Below are 20,909 nucleotides of genomic sequence, written 5' to 3'. Positions count from 1 at the left end.
ACCAAGTCAGCCAGGGTACCGTTAAACAAAAGCACTGAATCCGGTTATGCTTCGGCCAACAATCAATGAATTAATCTCTTTTGTACCTTCATATGAATATATAGCTTCAGCATCGGCCAAAAACCGTGCGACATTATACTCCAGCAAAATTCCATTACCTCCCATCACCTCCCTGGCTTTAGAAACAATATCTCGTGTGCGCAAAGAACAGAAGACTTTTGCCAAGGAGGCATGCTCATCTCTTAGCTGTCCAGCATCCTGTAATTCAGACAATCTAAAAACAAGGGTTTGCATCGCCGTCAAATTAGACAACATCTCAACCAGGTGGTTCTGAATAAGCTGAAAAGAGGCTATGGGCTTACCAAATTGCTTTCTTTTACGTGTATAATCCAGCGCATTTTCATAGGCTCCTCGCGCGCATCCGACCGCCATCCATGCAACCCCTGCCCGCGTCATCTGAAGAACCTTCCCTGTATCTTTAAAAGAATTTGCATTCTGAAGACGATCACTTTCTGGAACAACACAATTATCAAGCGTAATTAGGCCATTTTGAACAATACGTAGTGCCATCTTATCTTTAATCTTTTCTACTGAAAAGCCCGGATTATCTTTTCGAATGATAAAACCCTTCACTTCCCCATCATCAAGGTCTCTGGCCCAAACAATGGTGATATCGGAAAACGTCGAATTCCCTATCCATTTTTTTTGACCATTCAACACCCAGCCTTCCGCTGTTTTCTTACAAGTTGTGGTCAATCCGCCTGCAGCTCCCGAGCCCACTTCAGGTTCTGTCAAACCAAAAGCACCTATAATTTGCATCTGCTGCATTTTGGGTAGCCATTCTTGTTTTTGCTCTTCTGATCCACAAATATAAATCGACCCCATTGCAAGGCCGCTCTGTACACCAAAGAATGTAGCAACAGACGCATCTACACGTGCAATTTCAGCTGCTATAACACCCTCCATTAAAGAACTTCCGCCCATACAGCCATAGCCGTCATAAGTATAGCCGCAAATATTTAGAGCCGCTAGTTTCGGTACAATTTCAAAAGGAAATTCATCTCTCAGCCAGTATTTATTCACTATTGGCTTGACTTCGGTCTCCATAAAAGCCCTTACTTTCAATTGCAATGCACGATCCGATTCGTTTAATTTGCTATCCATATCATAAAAATCACCATTTATAGGAGGTAATTCTTTTTTTTCCTTTCCAGCACTTAGCATCTTCATTAAACCATGGAGCTGCTTATCATCCATTTTTGATACGGCATCCATCACTGCTCCCAAATCCACTTTCTTTGATATTTCTTCCAATTTGCCAAAGTCTATTGATTTTGCCAAATCCATTATATTCTTTACTTTATCAAACATAACTGCAATTTCTTTTAAGTGTCCATTTCTTAAAATAAGAAAAATAATCGAAAATTGTTTGTTATTCGCACCATCTTATCCCCTAGATTGGCTAAATATACGTTCACACAAGCTCAGCACAACAATCACACAAGCACGACACAACAATCACCCTTTCTTAACCCTTGTTAAGCTAAAGGATGGCACAAGCCGAGATCTATGGGATAGCATTTTATTTTAAATAAAATAAAAAACTTAAAATCAGATACTTATATATTATTTTAAAAAAAATATATTTTTTGGGTTACCTTTTTTGGTTACGTGTATTAAGAGATGAAAAAGAAAATTATTTCAATTTAAATTAGAAAATTAGAAAATGAAAAACGCATTAAAATTCGGTTTCTTAGGTTTAGCTTTAACTGTAGCTTTCGCATCTTGTAACAATTCAGAGAAAAAAGCTGAAGGTGCTGCAGATTCAGCTTCTGCTTTAGTTGATTCAGCTGCTAACACATTAGATTCAGCTGCTACTAAAGTTGACTCAGCTGCTGCTAAAGTTGATTCAGCTGCTGCTAAAGTTGATTCAGCTGCTACTAAATAATTTAGGACTGAATAACGCATTTGGAAGGCTTTTTATACAAAAAGCCTTTCTTTTTTTCAAAAAACAAAAAATGGGGGTTACCTTTTCAATTTAATGGTATTAATCCTTAAATAACAAGATTTAAAAATATTTTAATTTTAATAAAATGAAAAACGCATTCAAATTCGGTTTCTTAGGTTTAGCTTTAACATTAGCTTTCGCATCATGTGGTGAAACAGCTAAAAAAACTGATGCTGCTACTGATTCAGCTAACGTTGCTTTAGATTCAGCAAACACTCAATTGGATTCAGCAAAAACTGCTGTAGATTCGGCAAAAACTGCTGTAGATTCAGCGTCAGCAAAAGTTGATTCAACTAAAGCTGCTCACTAATTCTTTGAAATAGAATTTACGAGTATAGAAAAGCTTCCTTCAATAAGGGAGCTTTTTTTATATCTGCGCCAATTAAATTGCTAAGCTCCAAGCATTTTTTTACCTTTGCCAAAAATCATTCAATCTATGGCTTTATCATCTTTAACAGCAGTTACGCCTATTGACGGACGCTATTACAATAATACGAACGAACTTTCAGCTTTTTTTTCTGAATTTGCCCTAATAAAATATCGGGTACGCGTAGAAGTCGAATATTTTATTGCATTAAGTGAATCAGGTATTGCTCAATTGCAACAGTTTGACAAAACATTAAATGAAAAATTGCGCGATATCTATAGAAATTTTTCTGAAGAAGATGCTATTTGGATCAAGAATACAGAGAAAGTTACAAATCACGATGTTAAAGCCGTTGAATATTTTCTAAAAGATCAATTTGAAAAATTAGGACTGCAGGATTATCTTGAATTTATCCATTTTGGTTTGACTTCACAAGATATTAATAACACGGCGATTCCACTTTCCTGGAAAGAAGCCATCAATGAGAGCTATACACCTGCGATCGAAGAATTGCTTCATGAGTTAAAATCGCTCGCAACTTCCTGGTCAGACATTCCAATGTTGGCACGTACCCACGGGCAGCCCGCCTCTCCAACACGTTTGGGCAAAGAATTTTATGTATTTATCGAACGGATAGAGCGCCAATTACAATTATTACACCAAGTACCCTATTCAGCCAAATTTGGTGGAGCAACGGGTAATTTCAATGCACACCATGTTGCCTATCCAGCAACCAATTGGGTTGATTTTGGCAATAATTTCGTAAACAATATTTTAGGTTTAGACCGTTCTCAAACGACGACACAAATTGAGCACTATGATAATTTTGCGGCAAGCTGTGATGCATTGAAACGGGTCAATACTATTATCATTGATCTATGCCGTGATATCTGGACTTATATTTCGATGGAATACTTTAAGCAAAAAATTACGGCTGGTCAAATCGGATCTTCGGCGATGCCCCATAAAGTCAACCCGATTGACTTTGAAAATGCTGAAGGAAATTTAGGAATTGCAAATGCTATTTTTGAACATCTTGCAGCTAAGTTACCTATATCGCGTCTTCAACGCGATTTAACAGATTCTACGGTATTACGTAATATCGGTGTCCCTTTTGCGCATACTTTAATTGCCATTAAATCGACTTTAAGAGGCTTACGTAAATTGATCTTAAACGAACAAGCTTTGGCCAATGACCTTGAAAATAACTGGGCAGTGGTTGCAGAAGCTTTGCAAACTATATTAAGAAGAGAAGGCTATCCAAAACCATATGAGGCATTAAAAGATCTCACACGTACAAATACACATGTAACGAAAGAGACCATCGCAACATTTGTTGATAATCTAAATGTATCAGAAGAGGTGAAAGAGGAATTGAAAGCGATCAGCCCTGCTAACTATACGGGTGTCAGTTTATAAGCTTTGACTTATAGATGACCTTAAGAAAGCTTCTTTTGACCTATATTTGCTTGGAATAAAAATAGATAATACATGGCTACGATTAACGTATATACAGAGTCTACACCCAACCCTTCTACAATGAAGTTTTTGGTCAATAAATTGTTGATCAATGGTAGTGTAGATTTTCCAAATAAAGAGGCAGCACAAGATTCTCCGTTTGCACTTGAACTTTTCAAATTTAATTTTGTCAATGGGGTATTCTTTGCAAGTAACTTCGTGACCATTACCAAAACAGAAGATGCGGAGTGGGAAGACATTGAAGCCTTGCTAAAAGATTTTGTAAAAGGTGCTGTGGAGTCTGAGCTCGCTGTAAAAACGGTACACCACGATACAGAGGTTAATTTTGAAGGCACCGAAACCGAAGTCAAGATACAACAAGTATTACATGATTATGTACGACCTGCTGTTGAACAAGACGGTGGTGCTATTCACTATAAATCCTTCAACGAGGGTATAGTGACCGTTGAACTTAAAGGCTCTTGCAGCGGTTGCCCTTCTTCGACAGTTACATTGAAAGCAGGTATTGAAGGTTTATTGAAACGTATGGTTCCAGAAGTGACCGAAGTTGTTGCAGAGGCCATGTAATTACAGCTATTCAACAGAATAAAAAAGGATTCAGCATTGTATTTTGCTGAATCCTTTTTTTATCCTAGTCTTAAAAAGAAATAATCTCTATCCGTTGTCTGATTGGTATGGGATTTTTAATCTAATTAACTACTTCAAATGAATCTTTAAGTGGAAGATTAACAGAAGAATTACCGATAAATAGTTCAAATTTACCTGGTTCAACTGTCCATTTATTGTGCTGATCCAAAAGTTCAAGGTGGGCAGGTAAGATAGTAAACTGTACGGTCTTCTTCTCCCCTGGATTAAGTTCAATTTTTTCGAATCCTCGCAAATCCATCTCATAGGTCGTTACCGAAGACAGTACATCTTTGATATAAAGCTGTACAACTTCAGCACCTTTTCTCTTACCTATGTTTTCAACATTAACTGAAACTGTGAGCGAATCAGCGGGTTTAATCTGTTTCTTTGTGAGTTGCAAATTAGAAAAACTAAAATCCGTGTAGCTTAGGCCATAACCAAAAGGATATAAAAATCCAACAACGCGACTATTCCCCCATCCATTAGGGCCAACCCCGGGCTGTCCAGCCTGTGCTGCAGGCTTCGTCGGAAAATTCATCTCAACCTGTCCGACCGACTTCGGGAAAGAAATGGGCAATTTCCCGCTTGGATTATATTCCCCAAATAACATTCCAGCGAGCACATTTCCAGATTGATTGCTCAGAAACCAGCTTTCCACAATTGCAGGTAAATACTTATTTTCCCAATTGATAGAAAGAGGACGACCATTAACAAGGACCAAAACAATAGGCTTACCTGTTTCTTTCAATTTCATCAAATAGTCACGTTGCTTACCTGGCAAATTTAGATCTGATCTCGACCGGCTTTCACCGACTTCCCGTTCCGACTCACCCATCACAGCTATGATCAGGTCTGATTCTTTACCGAGACGAACGCCCTCTGCCATAGTATCCATTTCCTCGCTTGACAGGGCTGTTGGAATAATTTCGCTCTCTGGCCAATTTTTATCCACTACGTCTACACCTTTGGTATAATCAACCCGAAGTGCCTTTGTCTTTGCATAATTTATGATTCCATCTTTGATTGTAGTGATCGGATTATTGGAAGGCCCATATCGACTTGTCGTATAATTTGTTGCTTCTGCCATTGGCCCCGTCACCAAAATGCGTTTGTATTTATTCAGGTCTATCGGGAGTATATTTTGTTCATTTTTTAGGAGAACAATAGATTCTTTATTCATCTGTAGAGATATTTCCTCATCAGCTGCTGTATGCACTTTTTTATCGGCAATAGCTGTATCTTCTCGCAATGGATGATCAAATAGTCCGAGTTTAAATTTCACGGTCAGGACTTCGCGAACCCGCTGATCCAATATTTTGATATCGAGGCCTCCCTCGTTGATCAATTCCATTAATGGCGTTAAATAAGTACTTGGCGGGTCGAAATTCGTCCGCACATTCAGCCCAGCCTCCAGCGCCTGTTTAATAGCTTCTTTATAACTTGCCGCAACGTGATGTTTATTGTAAATAAACTCTAAGGCCTCACTGTCGGACACCACATAACCTTCAAAGCCATAATCTTTGCGTAATAAATCCTGTAAGAAATAGCTGCTAGCGGATACAGGTACACCATCATAATCATTATAACTACTCATGACTCCCAGCGGTTTGGCTTCCTTTATGACTCTTTTAAAGGGGTACAAGTGCAGAGAATGCATTTCACGAAAGCCAACATGAGGATCCGTGCGTGCATTTCCATCTCTTCCACCCTTAGGTACAGAATAGACCGCATAGTGTTTCAATGTAGAGGCGACGCCATTTTGCTGGATTCCTAAAACAACCTGTTTCCCCATCTCGGCGATATGAAATGGATCTTCGCCATAGGTTTCAACCACTCTTCCCCAGCGTGGATCTCTAGAAACATCAAGAATAGGCGTATAGACATTGGTATAGCCCAGATATTTGGCTTCCTTGCCAATTACATCGCCAGCTTTACGCACCAGCGAAGTATTCCATGTACTTCCAATATTGATTGGTGCTGGTAAGGAAGTAGCCCGATCGTGGTTGAGTCCATGAATACCTTCGTTTGTAAAGTCCACGGGAATACCAAGCCTTGTATTTTCCACAAACCATTTTTGAACATTATTTAGTGCTTGCGCATGGCGGCTAAAGGGGTATGAAAATGAACTTTTTGCAGATTTGTTATAAGCTAAGCTATTTAACATTTCGTCGATATTGGCCAAGCCATATTTCCAGATCTCCTGATCCCAAGCCGCTGTAGGCTGTTCATCTTTCAAGACCCTTCCGTAGCCATAGAGTGTGACTGTCTGATTGGCCTTTTCTTGAACAGTCATCTGACTCAACAGATCTTCCACACGGCTGGCTATGTCCTGTTTGGGGTCTTCATAAATATCCTTTTTCCCATTTTTGTTAAAATCGATCCAATCCTTATGGTAAATGTTGATGTGCTGGGCAGAAGAATTCAAATAAAGGGCTGAGAGTGCTGATATAATAAGGTAGCTTTTGAGTTGATTAGGCATTATGCTGAAAATTGTTGGTCTTATAAAGTAACACAAGGTACAAAAAAAATAAAAATCTCAAATCAAACACATCATCGTTTCGGAATAAGTCAATATAAATTCATTTTTTAACAAGCATCTAGCTTAAAAATAGTTAACTTTACGACCAATTGTGAAACCAACAAAAAAAATGAGTGCAGATATTAACAAACTAGAACAAATTGCATCACAGGTAAGACGTGATATCGTACGTATGGTACACGCTTGTCAATCAGGACACCCAGGTGGTTCGTTAGGTTGTACAGATTACTTTGTGGCGCTTTATTTCAATGCAATGAAACGCAATCCTTCCTTTGACATGGATGGAAAAGGAGAAGATCTATTCTTCCTGTCAAATGGACACATCTCTCCTGTATTTTACAGTACATTAGCGCATGCGGGATATTTTGAAGTGAGCGAATTAGCAACGTTCAGAAAGATCAATTCCAGACTTCAAGGTCACCCAACAACACACGAAGGTCTTCCAGGTATTCGTATTGCGTCGGGATCATTGGGCCAAGGATTATCTGTTGCAATTGGAGCCGCACAGGCAAAAAAATTGAATAAAGATAATAATCTAGTTTACGTATTAATGGGTGATGGCGAATTGCAAGAGGGCCAAGTTTGGGAAGCTGCAATGTACGCGCCACACAATAAAATCGACAATTTGATTGCTACCGTTGACTATAACAAAGCACAGATTGACGGATCTACAGATCAAGTATTATCTCTTGGTGATCTACGTGCAAAATGGGAAGCTTTTGGATGGGATGTCATGGAAATTGCCAAAGGCAATGACATGAGTGCTGTTGTTGCTGGCCTAGCAGAAGCTAAATCACGTACGGGAAAAGGCAAACCGGTCATTATTCTGATGCATACAGAAATGGGAAGCGGTGTTGATTTTATGATGGGTTCTCATAAATGGCATGGTGTTGCTCCAAATGACGAACAATTGGCGTCGGCGTTGAATCAGCTTACAGAAACTTTAGGAGATTACTAGAATGAAAAAATATACTTATACAGAGTCAAAAGATACACGCTCAGGATTTGGTGCGGGCTTACTAGAAGCAGGAAAGCAAGATGAGAATGTAGTTGCATTATGTGCTGATTTGATCGGTTCATTAAAAATGAACGATTTTATCAAAGAATTTCCAGAGCGTTTTTTCCAAATCGGTATTGCCGAGGCAAATATGATGGGTATTGCTGCCGGACTGACTATCGGTGGTAAAATCCCATTCACAGGTACGTTCGCAAATTTCTCAACTGGACGTGTGTACGATCAGGTTCGCCAATCGATTGCTTACTCGGATAAAAACGTGAAAATTGCTGCCTCACACGCCGGTCTAACGTTAGGTGAAGATGGTGCAACTCACCAAATTTTAGAAGATATCGGATTGATGAAAATGCTACCAGGAATGACGGTAATCAATCCTTGTGATTTCAATCAAACAAAAGCGGCTACAATTGCAGCTGCAAAATATGAAGGACCAGTTTATTTACGTTTTGGCCGCCCTGTAGTTCCTAACTTCACACCTGCTGATCAGGAGTTTATCATTGGCAAAGCTGTGTTATTAAACGAAGGAACAGATGTAACAATCATTGCTACCGGTCACTTAGTATGGGAAGCTATTCAAGCTGGTGAAAAATTAGCTGAATTAGGAATCAATGCTGAAATTATCAATATTCATACGATCAAACCTTTGGATGAGGAGGCTATTTTGAAATCTGTTGCGAAGACAAAATGTGTCGTAACGGCAGAGGAGCACAATCGTCTAGGCGGTTTAGGTGATAGCGTTGCCCAGGTACTTACAAGAGAGCTACCTACTCCACAAGAGTATGTTGCTGTAAATGACAGCTTTGGAGAATCAGGTACACCAGCTCAATTGATGGAAAAATACGGTTTGAATGCAGATGCGATTGTCGCTGCAGCTCAAAAAGTAATCAAAAGAAAATAACAAAACTACGCAGGTCAATATATGGATGACGCTTTAATTATAGCAAAATTCGCAGAAGAGAGTACGCGAGAAGAAGCTTTCCGTTTATTGTTGAAGAAATATCAACAGAAGATTTATTGGCATGTGCGAAGAATGGTCATCGATCATGACGATGCAGATGATGTAGTACAGGATATCTTTGTGAAAGTATGGAAGAACCTTGGGAACTTCCGTGAAGATTCACAATTATACACCTGGCTTTATCGTATTGCAACAAATGAATGTATCACCTTCTTGAATAAGAAAAAGCAAAAGCAGAACGTGTCGTTGGATGACGACACGACTGCTTATCTAGCAGAGACACTTGCAGATGGCAACTACTTTAATGGTGATAGAGCCCAAATGAAATTACAACAGGCTTTACTTACCTTACCAGAGAAGCAGAAATTGGTCTTTAATATGAAATATTTTGAAGACATGAAATATGAGGAGATCTCAGCAGTACTCGGAACAAGTGTTGGTGCACTAAAGGCATCCTATCATTTGGCCGTCAAAAAAATAGAGTCTTTTTTTAACAATCATGATTAAACCTTTTAGCGAAATTAGGTTCTAACAGATACTATGAAGGAAAATGGCACATATCATGATGGGCTGGAGCCTACCAATCTTCCAGCATCATTGCGTAAAAATCCATTTGGCGTACCTGAAAATTATTTCAACGATTTAGAATCAAAAATAATTACACAAGTCAAATTGATCGAATGCAAGGACGAATCCATCTTTGAGGTACCAGAAGGATATTTTGATAACCTGTCTGACGCCATCATGTGCAAAATAGCGGAAGAAAATTTAAAAAATCAAGTCTCTACTGATGGTTTCGAAATCCCATCACAGTATACTTTCGAATTAACTTCAACGATCTTCAATCGAATTGCTGAAGACAGATTAAAAGAAACGATTGCATCGGATGGATTTACAATACCTTCTGACTACAATCAATCTCTTGAAAATTCCATCTTCGGCCGCATTTCTGAAGACAGATTAAAAGAAACGATTGTATCGGATGGATTTGCTATACCTTCTGATTACAATCAATCTCTTGAAAATTCTATCTTCGCCCGTATCGCTGAGCAAAAATTAAAGGAAACTAATTCTACTGATGGTTTCACCATTGCAGCTGGCTATGAGGAGACATTAGAATCGGCTATTTTGGCGCGTATTGCTGAAGAAGAATTAAAAGAATCGATTGTTGAGCCCGGATTTGGGCTTCCACAACATTACTTTGAAACGCTTTCGGATAGAATTATTAACGCTGTACAGGAACCTGAAAAAAGTAATACGCCTATCCATCAAATAGGAAGACCAAAAAAATGGTATGCTCGCTATGCTGTTGCAGCATCTTTTGCTGCCATGTTGAGCATAGGAGGATATTGGGGCTATCAGTATCAACAACAAAATGCTACTCCTGTAGAAACTGTTGCAGAAGAGCAATTGAGCCAGCATTTATCGGAAATTCCTAAGCAGGAGATCATCAATTACCTTGCTGCATCAGCTTCTGGTGATGATATGATCTATATGTCTCAGTATACTGATGAAACAAATCTCCCTACAACGGGATTTGGGAGTAATATATCTAAACAAGAAATAGAAGATTATCTAAACTATACCTTATAATGATGTTCAATAGAAAAAACATATGGATAACATTGTTCTTTAGTATATTTTCTATTGCCTTGGGCTTTGCACAAGACAAAAATCGATTTCAAGCTATAGAAAATGAAAAGATAGCTTACATTACTAAAGAACTAGATTTAACTCCAAGAGAGGCTCAGCAATTCTTCCCGCTCTATAACGAGTATAGCCAGACATTGTGGGATATCAGGAAAGAGAAGTTGAATGGCGCTCCTAAAAATAGTTTTAGAGGAGGTTCCAGGGATGTGTTGCAATATGATGCAAAAGAAGTAGAAATCAAAAAAGAATACCGTGCCAAATTTGCAAAGGTCATAGGTAATGCCCGGGCATCCCAATTTTTTGAAGTAGAACAGGAATTTAGAGAACATCTCTACAAATCCTTACAGAATAGAAGAAAATAATCCGGAAAATAAAAAAGAAGTCTTGAAGACTTCTTTTTTATTTTCGGACATTTGTAAGATCATGTTAAGCAACAGAGAATTATTTTTAATGAATACCGCTCAAACGTCTAGCTCACCTAGATTAGTTGAAGTGGTCAAGGCGGAAGGGGTCTATCTTTACGGCCCCAATGGAGAAGAATACATGGACCTGGTTTCCGGTTTTAATGTCAGCAATATAGGTCATCGTCATCCGAAGGTTCTGGAAGCCATCAAATCACAGTTGGATCAATATTTACATGTCACCGTGTATGGGGAATTTGTACAAGCCCCTCAGGTGCAGTTTGCGACAGAATTACTCGCAGAACTCCCTCCTAATTTTCAATCGGTATACTTCACCAACAGCGGTACGGAAGCGGTAGAAGGCTCCATGAAAATAGCAAAGAAATATACGGGTCGCAAACAGATTATCGCGGCGAAAAAAGCGTATCATGGAAGTACCCAAGGTGCACTAAGTCTTATCGGAAACGACGAGTACCGTCAAGCATATGCTCCACTCCTACCCGAAATTGATTTTATCCAGTTTAATGACCTGGAAGATCTAACAAAGATTACCGAACAAACTGCTGCTGTTATCCTTGAAGCTATTCAGGGGGAAGCTGGTGTTCGGGTACCCGATATCGCTTATATGCAAGCCGTCAGAAAACGTTGTGATGAAACAGGTACTCTACTGATATTTGATGAAATCCAAACTGGTTTTGGCCGCACGGGTCGTTTATTCGCTTTTGAGCATCTTGCTATCGTTCCGGATATTCTGATGCTTGCCAAAGGCATCGGTGGCGGTATGCCCCTGGGCGCATTTGTTGCAGCTAAAGAAGTGATGGACGTTATTAAGGATAATCCTATGCTTGGACACATCACGACTTTTGGAGGCCATCCTGTGAGTTGTGCAGCAGCGCGAGCTTCGCTTGCGGTTATCAAAGAAGAAAAACTGGTTGAACAAGTAGAACGAAAGGCTCTTTTATTTAAAGAGAAACTCAAGCATCCTGCAATCAAAGAGATCAGAGGATTGGGACTTATGATGTGTCTACAGTTGGATTCTTTCGATCAAGTTTACAATGTCAGCAAATACTGTGCAGAAAACGGTGTTATGATCGATTGGTATCTGCATTGTGAAACAGCACTGCGTGTGGCACCTCCATTGACGATTACAAACTCTGAAATCGAAAAAGCTTGTAACATCATTATAAAAGGTTTGGAAAAATATGCTTAAAGTATGTAACTTTAAACATAACAAAAACCTAATAATGAACACAAACCGCAGATCTTTTATCAAAAAAAGCATTATTGGCACTGGTCTATTGACTGGCGCCAATTTACTTGGAAACGATGTATTCGCGCACGAATCAGCAGCTAATTCCTCAAAAATCAGTTTAAATAACGAAGACATTATTTTATTTCAGGGTGATTCCATTACAGATGTAGGCCGTGATAGAAATAACAAAAATGCTAATGACACCGCAGCGCTGGGGCATGGTTATGCTTTATTGGCGGCCAGTCAACTTTTAAATAAATATCCGGTAAAGAAACTAAAGGTATATAATACAGGCATTAGTGGAAATCGTGTGCCCGATCTTCAAAAACGTTGGCAGGAGGATACGCTGGCAATTAAACCAACTGTATTAAGTATCTTGATCGGTGTAAACGATTTCTGGAGAACGATCGACCGCGGAGCGCAAACGACCGTTGAGGAATATAAATCCCAATATCAACAGTTGTTACATGAAACACTTCAAAAGCTTCCAAATGTCAAATTGATCATTGGAGAACCCTTTGCGGTGAAAGGAGTCGGACACATCACTGACGCCTGGTATCCTAAATTTTTAGCTTACCAGGAATCTGCTCGAGATATCGCAAAAGAATTCGGAGGGATTTTAATTCCCTATCAAAAAATATTTGACAATGCCCAGAAGAGTGCACCAGGTGCCTATTGGGCAGCAGATGGCGTGCATCCTACACTTGCCGGGGCACAGATGATGGCATCCGCATGGATGAACTGTATCAAATAGTAGATCAACAGGAACAAAAAGAGCGAATGGTCAAAACATTCGCTCTTTTTTCTTAAAGGGTATTGTCTATTGATTCGTGTTTTTTCACTAAAGTATCAACAAGCTCACTATGCCCGTTTTTATTGAGAACTATTTAGTTTCACACTTTAATAGAACTCGCGGCAACGAGTGATAGAACAGAAAAACATCCTGTCAATTTTCGAGCTATTGATGCTCGCAAACAATCGTCAAGTTTTTTTATCTAACATACACGTGTGTGAAATGACCTGTGATCTAAATTTCTTTATAAGGCGTTTTTTGTAAGTCAGGGAGAAAGTAGGCCACGATACCAATCAATGGAAGATAAGAGCAGAGATGGTAGATAAACTCGATGGAAGTATGGTCTGCCTGCCATCCAAGTACAGCAGAGCCAATTCCTCCCATTCCAAATGCAAAACCGTAAAATAAGCCTGATACCATACCTAACCTTTTAGGTAACAGTTCTTGTGCGTAAACAATAATTGCCGGAAAGGCCGAAGATAATATTAAACCGATCATTACAATTAATACACCGGTCATCGTGAGGCCGACATAGGGTAATGCCAGTGCAAATGGCGCTACACCCAAAACGGAGAACCAGATAACGTATTTACGGCCAAATCGATCTCCGAATGCACCCCCCAATAAGGTTCCCACTGCAACTGCTATCAGAAAATAAAATAGATAGAGCTGTGCTTCCACTTCATTAATTCCAAATTTCTTTATTGTATAAAACTGGAAGTAGTTTGTAATGCTTGCTATATAGAAGTATTTTGACACAATCAATAATAGGAGTATAATTACGGTCATGACGATCCGGCTATTGGACAGATCAGGAACTCGTATTGTTCTCTTAGTTGATTTTGCTGTATTTTGGAGTCTTTTTTTATACCAAGAACCGATATAATACGATATGAATTGGCCTAGAATGGTGAATAAGCACATCCAGGCGATTGCCTGCTGGCCTCTCGGCAAAACTAAGAAAGCGACAATGATGGGCGCCATAGCGGTACCCGCATTTCCACCAATCTGAAAAATAGACTGCGCCATACTTCTCCGTCCACCCGATGCCATATAGGCAACGCGCGAAGATTCGGGATGAAATATCGAAGAACCTATCCCTACAAGAAAAACAGAAAATAAGATCCATTCATAGCTATGTGCTTTAGAAAACAAAAGCATACCGAGGAGCGAAAAAGACATCCCTATAATCTGCGAATATGGGACAGGGTGTTTGTCTGTAAATGAACCCACAACTGGTTGAAATATGGAAGCGGCAATTTGATATACCATCGTGATCATTCCAACCTGAGAAAAACTCAGATGATGCTCTTCTTTAAGTAAAGGATAAGTTGCAGGTATCACAGCTTGAATCATATCATTCAACAGATGCACCATGCTCACGGCAAACAAAATCGAAAAAATAGGTCTAGTCGTTTTCTCTTTTATCATGATTTCGCTAAAAATTAAAAAGGTTGATTTTCTCAAATCAACCTCACTATCTTTATATAACTATACTACACGTACCAATAATCCCTTCAGATACTCGCCTTCGGGAAATGATGCCCGCACAGGATGATCTTCAGGTTGGTGAAATTGTCTGATAAACTGAATTTCCTTACCGGCATCCAATGCTGCCCATGCAAGCACCTGTTTAAAGGTGTCCATGTCCATTGCACCTGAGCAAGAAAAAGTCGCTAATAATCCACCACTGTTTAGTAGCATTAATCCACGACGGTTCAAGTCTTTATAAGCCCGTGATGCTCTCTCCAAAGCGGATCGAGAAGGAGCATATTTGGGTGGATCCAAGACGATTAGATCAAATTTCTCACCTTCATCAATGAATTTTCGCAATTGTTTATTTACATCAGACAATATTGCTTTGTGCCGCTCCGGTTCAAAACCGTTTTCAGCAATATTCTTTTCCAGTGTTTCAATAGCCAGAGCCGAGCTATCAACTGATACAACTTCTGATGCTCCGTTTTTCAAGCTATTTAATGTAAAGCCCCCAGAATAGCAAAAACAATCTAGAACTCTTTTATTTGAGACGTAGTTGGCTGTCAGCTGGCGGTTTTCACGTTGGTCGCAATAGAATCCGGATTTTTGTCCATCGATAATGTTAACCTTATAATGAATACCATTTTCGATAACGTCGACAAACTCAGACGGAAGCTCACCATGCAAAAGACCATTTGTATCAGGAAGCCCCTCATGTTCGCGTGATTTCAGGTCGCTCCGCTCATAAATTCCTTTAGGTTGCAATAAAGCATCCAGTTCATCGATAATAATTGATTTGACTTTTTCAACCCCTACGGAGTGAACTTGAATGGAAATAAAATCAGCATATTTATCAGCAATCAGCCCAGGAAGGAAATCTGCTTCTGCAAAAATCAGACGTACAGTATTTGTAACACCTTCTTGTAACAGATGCTGTCTTGCAGCTACTGCCTTTCGAATACGAGCTCGCCACCAATCGGCATCAATCTGTGTTTGAGGATTCCATTCCAATAGGCGAATGGCTACACGTGAGCTATTGTGAAATAAACCATAGGCTATAAATTCACGTTCAGCATTGTAAACGCTAACAACTTCGCCATCTTCAATTTTATCGGACAATGATTTAATTGCTCCAGAAAATACCCAAGGATGCAATTGCCAGGCAGCCTTATCCTTACCCTTATTCAAATAAACTGATTTCATTGTTGCAAAATTAACTTAATAATTCGACATCCTAACGAAACTTTCCGGATAAAACAATCCAAGATCCTCAATATATTAGATATTTTCCAAAAACCCCTTCAATCCAAGAATTTAAAATACTTCGGTATAAAAATAAAAAGGGCTCCTAAAGGAGCCCTCGGTATTTAGTTATGGTTGATTAGATATTTTTTGAACGCTTCAAAATCCACTTTCAAAGGTTCTGCTAATTTTTCTTTTCCTTGCAATTCTTCTGCACCGGCAGGCAACACTATTTTTTCAAATACATCAGCAGCTATAGCATCAGGGAATTTGCAGGGATGTGCTGTGGATAAGAAAACCGAAGCATACTGGTCCGGATTTTCTTTCGCATAAGATCGAGCACCGAGCCATGCGATTGCTGTATGAGGACAGGCGGTATACCCGAATTCTTCAAACAGTTCTCGCATTCCTTCTTTTGTTTCTTCATCTGTAAAAATATAGGAAGAGAGCATATTTTTTAATTCGTCGACGTTACCACCAAAGAGATCCTGGATACGTACCCAATTACTCGGATTCCCAACATCCATGGCGTTGCTTAATGTCTGAATAGAAGGCAGGGGCTCATATTTACCAGAAGAAAGAAATCTGGGCACAGTATCATTGACGTTTGTTGCAGCAACGAAATGCTTTACAGGAAGTCCCATTTTATAGGCTAATAGACCCGCTCCAATATTACCAAAATTACCACTAGGCACCGTAAATACGACTTCATTAATTCCCTGTGATTTCAGTTGTGCATACGCATAAAAATAATAGAATGTCTGTGGGATCAATCTTGCGATATTAATTGAATTGGCAGATGTCAAACGTAGTACATGGTTGAGTTCAGCATCACTAAAAGCCTGTTTTACCAATGCCTGACAATCGTCAAACGTTCCTTCTACTTCAATAGCCCTTATATTCTGACCATTGGTGGTTAGCTGTAATTCCTGCACTTCAGAGACTTTACCTTTGGGATATAAGATCGTCACACGAGTCCCTTCTACACCGAGAAAGCCTAAAGCCACAGCACCACCGGTATCACCGGATGTTGCGACCAGTACATCCAATAATTTATCATCCGTTTTCGAAAAATAGCCCATAACCCTACTCATAAACCGGGCACCAAAATCTTTAAAGGCATAAGAAGGCCCATGAAAAAGTTCAAGCACTGCCGTACTGTCTGTCAAAAATTTTACGGGAGCGTCAAAATTAATCGCATCATTCACAATCTGCTTTAGATCGGCTTTGGGTATATCATTTCCCAATAGGGTGGATGCAACTTCAAAGGCAATCTCCTGTAAGGAGTATTGCTGTATATTCTTAATGAACAGGGGATCCAATTGGGGGATCACCTCAGGCATATACAGTCCTTTATCGGCAGGTAGCGAATTGAAAACTGCATCTTTAAAGGACACTTCTAATGCTTTATTATTTGTACTATAAAATTTCATATGCTAATCATCTGTTTTAAAGGGCATATGGAGTATCCAGTTATCTTCATTTGTATTTTTAGAAAATGGATATTCCATTTAATTATCTTCTTTTGGGGTGGTGATCGATTAAAACCCGATTTCATCCCCCTTGATTCTATCAGTAAATATATTTCAATTTAATACTCTTGGTCCCTCCACATTAACACGGGAAACGTAACCAAAACTTTCTATCTCATTTTCTTTGAGGTGTGCCTGAATTTTATCCGCGATATCCCTTGCTATGCTTTCGTCCCGTGTTATTGCTACAACGGAAGGGCCGGACCCAGAAATACCAAAACTCAATGCCCCACTTTTCAGAGCAATTTCTTTCATCTCATAAAACTGAGGAATTAGAATTGCACGGGTTGGTTCTATAAGAATATCTTTCATGCTTCTTGCGATAAGGTCATAATCTTCTTTGAATAAAGCAGCTACTAATCCCGCTATATTACCCCATTGGGTCACAGCATCTTTTAATAATACTTTATCTTTTATAAGCTGTCGGGCATCGCGTGTCGGCACATCCACCTGGGGGAAAACAACTGCTGCAACAAGTTCTTTCGGTGAAGGAATGGAGATAACATCCAAGGGCTCATTTCCCCGGATCAATGTTATGCCCCCATAAAGTGCCGGAGCAACATTATCGGCGTGCCCTGTTCCACAGGCCAAACGTTCACCTTCCACACAGAATGGCAACAATTCTTCTTTAGTCAACGGATTGCCAAGCATGGTATTTATGGCAAAAAGTCCTGCGACGGTGCTTGCCGCACTGGATCCTAATCCAGAACCAATAGGCATATGTTTATGCAACTCAATTTCGACCCCTACCTTTGACGAAATATTCAATGCCTGTAGTAGATATTGAACACAGGCCGAAACAGTATTCTTCCCGGGATCCAGCGGAAGTCTTCCATCGTCGCCTGTAATTGTCCGGATTGTAACTCCCGGCTGTTGCGTTCGCCGCATAACCACTTCATCGCCGGGTTCTTCAACAGCAAATCCCAATATATCAAAACCACAGATCATGTTTGCGACAGTTGCAGGTGCAAAGACCCGAACTTCCGACAGCATACTGTCTAGATTGATTACTTTATCCTTCAGATATTCTACATTTAAATTATTGGCCATCACGTAATAATTATTTTTCCTTGTTTTTATGCTCCAACATTTACCAAATCTGCAAATACACCTGCGGCTGTCACCTCAGCCCCTGCTCCAGGCCCCTTTACAACCAGAGGACGTTCCTTATAGCGCTCTGTAGTAAATGATATAATATTATCGCTACCTGATAATGCATAGAAAGGGTGGTTTTCATCAACAAACTGAATTGAAATGGAGACCTTCCCATTTTCAAGTTTTCCGATATAACGGATGACTTTATTTTCATCGGCAGCCTTCTTCTTCATTTCTTCGAAATATCCATTTTCCCGTTGCAGTTCTGTATAGAAAGAATCTACTGTATCCGCTTTTAAACACGCTGGAGGTAAAATTGCACCAAGGTCCACATCTTCTGCTTCAATGGCATAACCGGCATCTCTCGCTAAGATCAGCATTTTACGCATAAAATCTATACCTCCTAAATCATCCCTCGGATCTGGTTCGGTATATCCCAGTTCCTGCGCCTGTTTTACCACATTATAAAAGGAAGCATCCGCTTTAAAATTGTTAAAAATATAGGATATTGTTCCGGAGAGAATCGCTTCAATCTTCACTATACGATCGCCGCTCAGCATCAAATCTTTAAGAACCCTAACAATAGGTAACCCTGCGCCTACATTGGTTTCATAAAAGAAATCTACACCGTGTTTATGCGCGGTATCTCGGAGGATCTTATATTGTTCATATTTTCCTGAATTGGCAATTTTATTACAAGTGACAATAGAAATATTGGATTTAAAAATATCTTCGTAGTAGGTAGCGGGAAGTTTACTGGCCGTATTATCAATAAATACACAGTTTGGTAAATTCAATGTTTTCATCCGCTCAACAAATAATGCTAAGTCTGATTCGGTTCCATTCTTAGCGAGCTCATCGGACCAATTGCTTAAGTCGACGCCTTCGGTATTAAAAAGCATCTTACGGCTATTTGAAATTCCGACAACCTTAATTTCAATATCATTCTTATCCAGCAGGAAATCGTGTTGATTTTCCAATTGTTTAAATAACGTTGCACCGATATTACCTGTACCGATATTAAATACATGCAACGTTTTCTTTAATTCCGCAAAAAAAGCGTCGTGCACAGCGTTGAGTGCCTTAGCCAAATCACCTTTACCAATAATAACAGATATATTGTATTCAGATGAGCCTTGAGCAATAGCACGAACATTGATCCCGTTACGGCCAAGAGCAGCAAATAACCGGCCGGACATACCAGGTGTTCTTTTCATATTTTCACCTACAATGGCCAAAACAGATAGATTATCTTCGATCGCCGGAACGACCAGTTTATTGGCTTGAATTTCCAGTTCAAATTCTACTTCAATCAATTGGATGGCACGTTTGGCTTCCGATGGATTGACAGCAAATGTGATACTATGCTCTGAAGAAGACTGTGTGATCAGTACAACATTGATCTGTTCTCTAGCGAGGAGTGTAAAAAGCCGTCCACTAAAGCCCGATTTACCAATCATACCAGATCCACTCAGGTTAATTACCGATATATCCGAGATTGAAGAAATTCCCTTTATTGGCAGCGCAGTTTTTCCACTATCAAACTGAATCACTGTTCCGGAGAAATCAGGTTCAAAGGTATTACGAATAACAATCGGTATTTTCTTTAAAAAAGCCGGAATCATAGTCGGCGGGTAAATTACCTTCGCCCCAAAATATGATAGCTCCATGGCCTCGGTGTAAGATAATACCGGTAACGAAAAAGCTTTCTTCACAATCCGTGGATCAGCAGTTAGCATGCCATTTACATCGGTCCAAATTTCGATCGCCGTTGCGCCCAGTATTGACCCGAAAATAGCTGCGGTATAATCCGATCCCCCTCTTCCTAATGTAGTGATACGGCCATTTTCGTTACTACCGATGAAACCTGTGACAAACAGAAGTTTATCGCCGTGTGTGATGTACAGCGATTTCACCAATTGCTCTGTTAAAGTTTCATTTAAATGAGCGTTACCAAAATTTGAATCAGTTTTCACATAATGAGAGGCATCTACAAATAGAGACTCAGGAATATACTGCTCCATGACCTTGGACACCATATAATTCGAACAACGTTCTCCGTAACTAAGGATCAAATCCTTACTTTGATTGCTTAGTTCCCTTAGCGCAAAAATTCCTTGGAGAAGGTCCTCTATTTCATTAAAAAATAGTTTCAGTTTGGTAAACACAGGATTTTGGTATTTCACTGACAGAAGCTCTTTAACCACCATAAAATGCTTATCCTCCAAGGATTTTAGACCATCGGAGAAGGATTTTCCTTCTGCAGCATCCTCAGCCAACTGGGTAAGTAAGTTTGTTACACCTGACATGGCTGACAATACAACTAATGGCTTTTCCTTTGCATCGTAAGATTTTTTAACAATACTTAGGACCGCCTTGAGACTTTCCACTGTGCCAACCGATGTTCCTCCAAATTTTAAAACTTTCATACTCTTTTATACTGTTTGTTTAGATTGATGATTTTTGTGATAAAAA

The 20,909-nt window shown here is 39.5% G+C and carries 18 protein-coding genes; 11 read left to right on the top strand and 7 right to left on the bottom strand.

Annotated elements, in window-relative coordinates; genetic code table 11:
• Positions 1-21 precede the first annotated feature (21 nt).
• Positions 22-1,371, bottom strand: a complete 1,350-nt coding sequence (locus B3C94_RS11215; RefSeq protein WP_293903542.1) for an acyl-CoA dehydrogenase family protein — start codon at positions 1,369-1,371, stop codon at positions 22-24.
• A gap of 355 nt (positions 1,372-1,726) precedes the next feature.
• Between B3C94_RS11215 and B3C94_RS11210 the strand changes: the two genes are divergently transcribed.
• From B3C94_RS11210 to B3C94_RS11195, 4 genes are all read left to right on the top strand, one after another.
• Positions 1,727-1,948 carry a hypothetical protein gene (locus B3C94_RS11210; protein WP_075994129.1) on the top strand — a complete coding sequence of 74 codons (222 nt, stop codon included), beginning with the start codon at positions 1,727-1,729 and terminating at the stop codon, positions 1,946-1,948.
• Between the two features lie 145 nt (positions 1,949-2,093).
• Complete coding sequence (locus tag B3C94_RS11205; protein WP_293903537.1) at positions 2,094-2,318, top strand: hypothetical protein; 225 nt, start codon at positions 2,094-2,096, stop codon at positions 2,316-2,318.
• Positions 2,319-2,444: 126 nt separating this feature from the next.
• Positions 2,445-3,794, top strand: a complete 1,350-nt coding sequence (gene purB / locus B3C94_RS11200) for an adenylosuccinate lyase (protein ID WP_293903534.1) — start codon at positions 2,445-2,447, stop codon at positions 3,792-3,794.
• A 72-nt stretch (positions 3,795-3,866) separates the two neighbouring features.
• Positions 3,867-4,421, top strand: a complete 555-nt coding sequence (locus B3C94_RS11195; RefSeq protein WP_293903531.1) for a NifU family protein — start codon at positions 3,867-3,869, stop codon at positions 4,419-4,421.
• Positions 4,422-4,542: 121 nt separating this feature from the next.
• On the opposite strand, the gene B3C94_RS11190 is transcribed toward B3C94_RS11195, so the two are convergent.
• Positions 4,543-6,960, bottom strand: a complete 2,418-nt coding sequence (locus B3C94_RS11190) for a glycoside hydrolase family 3 N-terminal domain-containing protein (protein WP_293903528.1) — start codon at positions 6,958-6,960, stop codon at positions 4,543-4,545.
• A 169-nt stretch (positions 6,961-7,129) separates the two neighbouring features.
• Here B3C94_RS11190 and B3C94_RS11185 point away from each other — a divergent pair, with 169 nt between their 5' ends.
• From B3C94_RS11185 to B3C94_RS11155, 7 genes are all read left to right on the top strand, one after another.
• Positions 7,130-7,978: a transketolase gene (locus tag B3C94_RS11185; protein ID WP_293903525.1), complete on the top strand. Its 849-nt coding sequence runs from the start codon at positions 7,130-7,132 to the stop codon at positions 7,976-7,978.
• Between the two features lies 1 nt (position 7,979).
• On the top strand, positions 7,980-8,933 hold the full coding sequence (locus B3C94_RS11180; protein ID WP_293903522.1) for a transketolase family protein: 954 nt from the start codon (positions 7,980-7,982) through the stop codon (positions 8,931-8,933).
• A 21-nt stretch (positions 8,934-8,954) separates the two neighbouring features.
• Positions 8,955-9,500 (top strand): RNA polymerase sigma factor, encoded by a 546-nt coding sequence (locus B3C94_RS11175; protein WP_293903519.1) that lies wholly within the window; start codon positions 8,955-8,957, stop codon positions 9,498-9,500.
• 33 nt (positions 9,501-9,533) lie between these two features.
• A complete protein-coding gene (locus B3C94_RS11170) occupies positions 9,534-10,586 on the top strand; it encodes a hypothetical protein (protein ID WP_293903516.1) in 1,053 nt (350 codons plus the stop codon).
• Positions 10,586-11,005 (top strand): hypothetical protein, encoded by a 420-nt coding sequence (locus B3C94_RS11165; RefSeq protein ID WP_293903513.1) that lies wholly within the window; start codon positions 10,586-10,588, stop codon positions 11,003-11,005. Before B3C94_RS11170 ends, B3C94_RS11165 begins: the two co-directional genes overlap by 1 nt.
• 61 nt (positions 11,006-11,066) lie before the next feature.
• Positions 11,067-12,254, top strand: a complete 1,188-nt coding sequence (locus B3C94_RS11160) for an aspartate aminotransferase family protein (RefSeq protein ID WP_293903510.1) — start codon at positions 11,067-11,069, stop codon at positions 12,252-12,254.
• Between the two features lie 34 nt (positions 12,255-12,288).
• Entirely contained in the window at positions 12,289-13,050 is a 762-nt protein-coding gene (locus tag B3C94_RS11155) for an SGNH/GDSL hydrolase family protein (RefSeq protein ID WP_293903506.1), read from the top strand.
• Positions 13,051-13,323: 273 nt separating this feature from the next.
• Here the strand turns inward: B3C94_RS11155 and B3C94_RS11150 are convergent, their stop codons facing one another.
• The 5 genes from B3C94_RS11150 to thrA all read right to left on the bottom strand — a co-directional run bounded on the left by B3C94_RS11150 (position 13,324) and on the right by thrA (position 20,863).
• Positions 13,324-14,520 carry an MFS transporter gene (locus B3C94_RS11150; RefSeq protein ID WP_293903503.1) on the bottom strand — a complete coding sequence of 399 codons (1,197 nt, stop codon included), beginning with the start codon at positions 14,518-14,520 and terminating at the stop codon, positions 13,324-13,326.
• 60 nt (positions 14,521-14,580) lie between these two features.
• The gene (locus tag B3C94_RS11145; protein WP_293903500.1) at positions 14,581-15,768 is read right to left on the bottom strand and encodes a class I SAM-dependent rRNA methyltransferase; all 1,188 of its coding nucleotides are present in this window, start codon (positions 15,766-15,768) and stop codon (positions 14,581-14,583) included.
• 164 nt (positions 15,769-15,932) lie between these two features.
• Positions 15,933-17,240, bottom strand: a complete 1,308-nt coding sequence (gene thrC, locus B3C94_RS11140; protein WP_293903497.1) for a threonine synthase — start codon at positions 17,238-17,240, stop codon at positions 15,933-15,935.
• 153 nt (positions 17,241-17,393) lie between these two features.
• A complete protein-coding gene (locus B3C94_RS11135) occupies positions 17,394-18,332 on the bottom strand; it encodes a homoserine kinase (RefSeq protein WP_293903908.1) in 939 nt (312 codons plus the stop codon).
• Positions 18,333-18,415: 83 nt separating this feature from the next.
• Complete coding sequence (gene thrA / locus B3C94_RS11130) at positions 18,416-20,863, bottom strand: bifunctional aspartate kinase/homoserine dehydrogenase I (protein WP_293903494.1); 2,448 nt, start codon at positions 20,861-20,863, stop codon at positions 18,416-18,418.
• Between the last annotated feature and the right edge of the window lie 46 nt (positions 20,864-20,909).

Source organism: Sphingobacterium sp. UBA5670 (assembly GCF_002420705.1).
In the GTDB taxonomy this organism is placed as follows: Bacteria; Bacteroidota; Bacteroidia; order Sphingobacteriales; family Sphingobacteriaceae; genus Sphingobacterium.
Note: the sequence above shows the minus strand (reverse complement) of the source record. Positions and strands in the feature narration are given on the sequence as shown.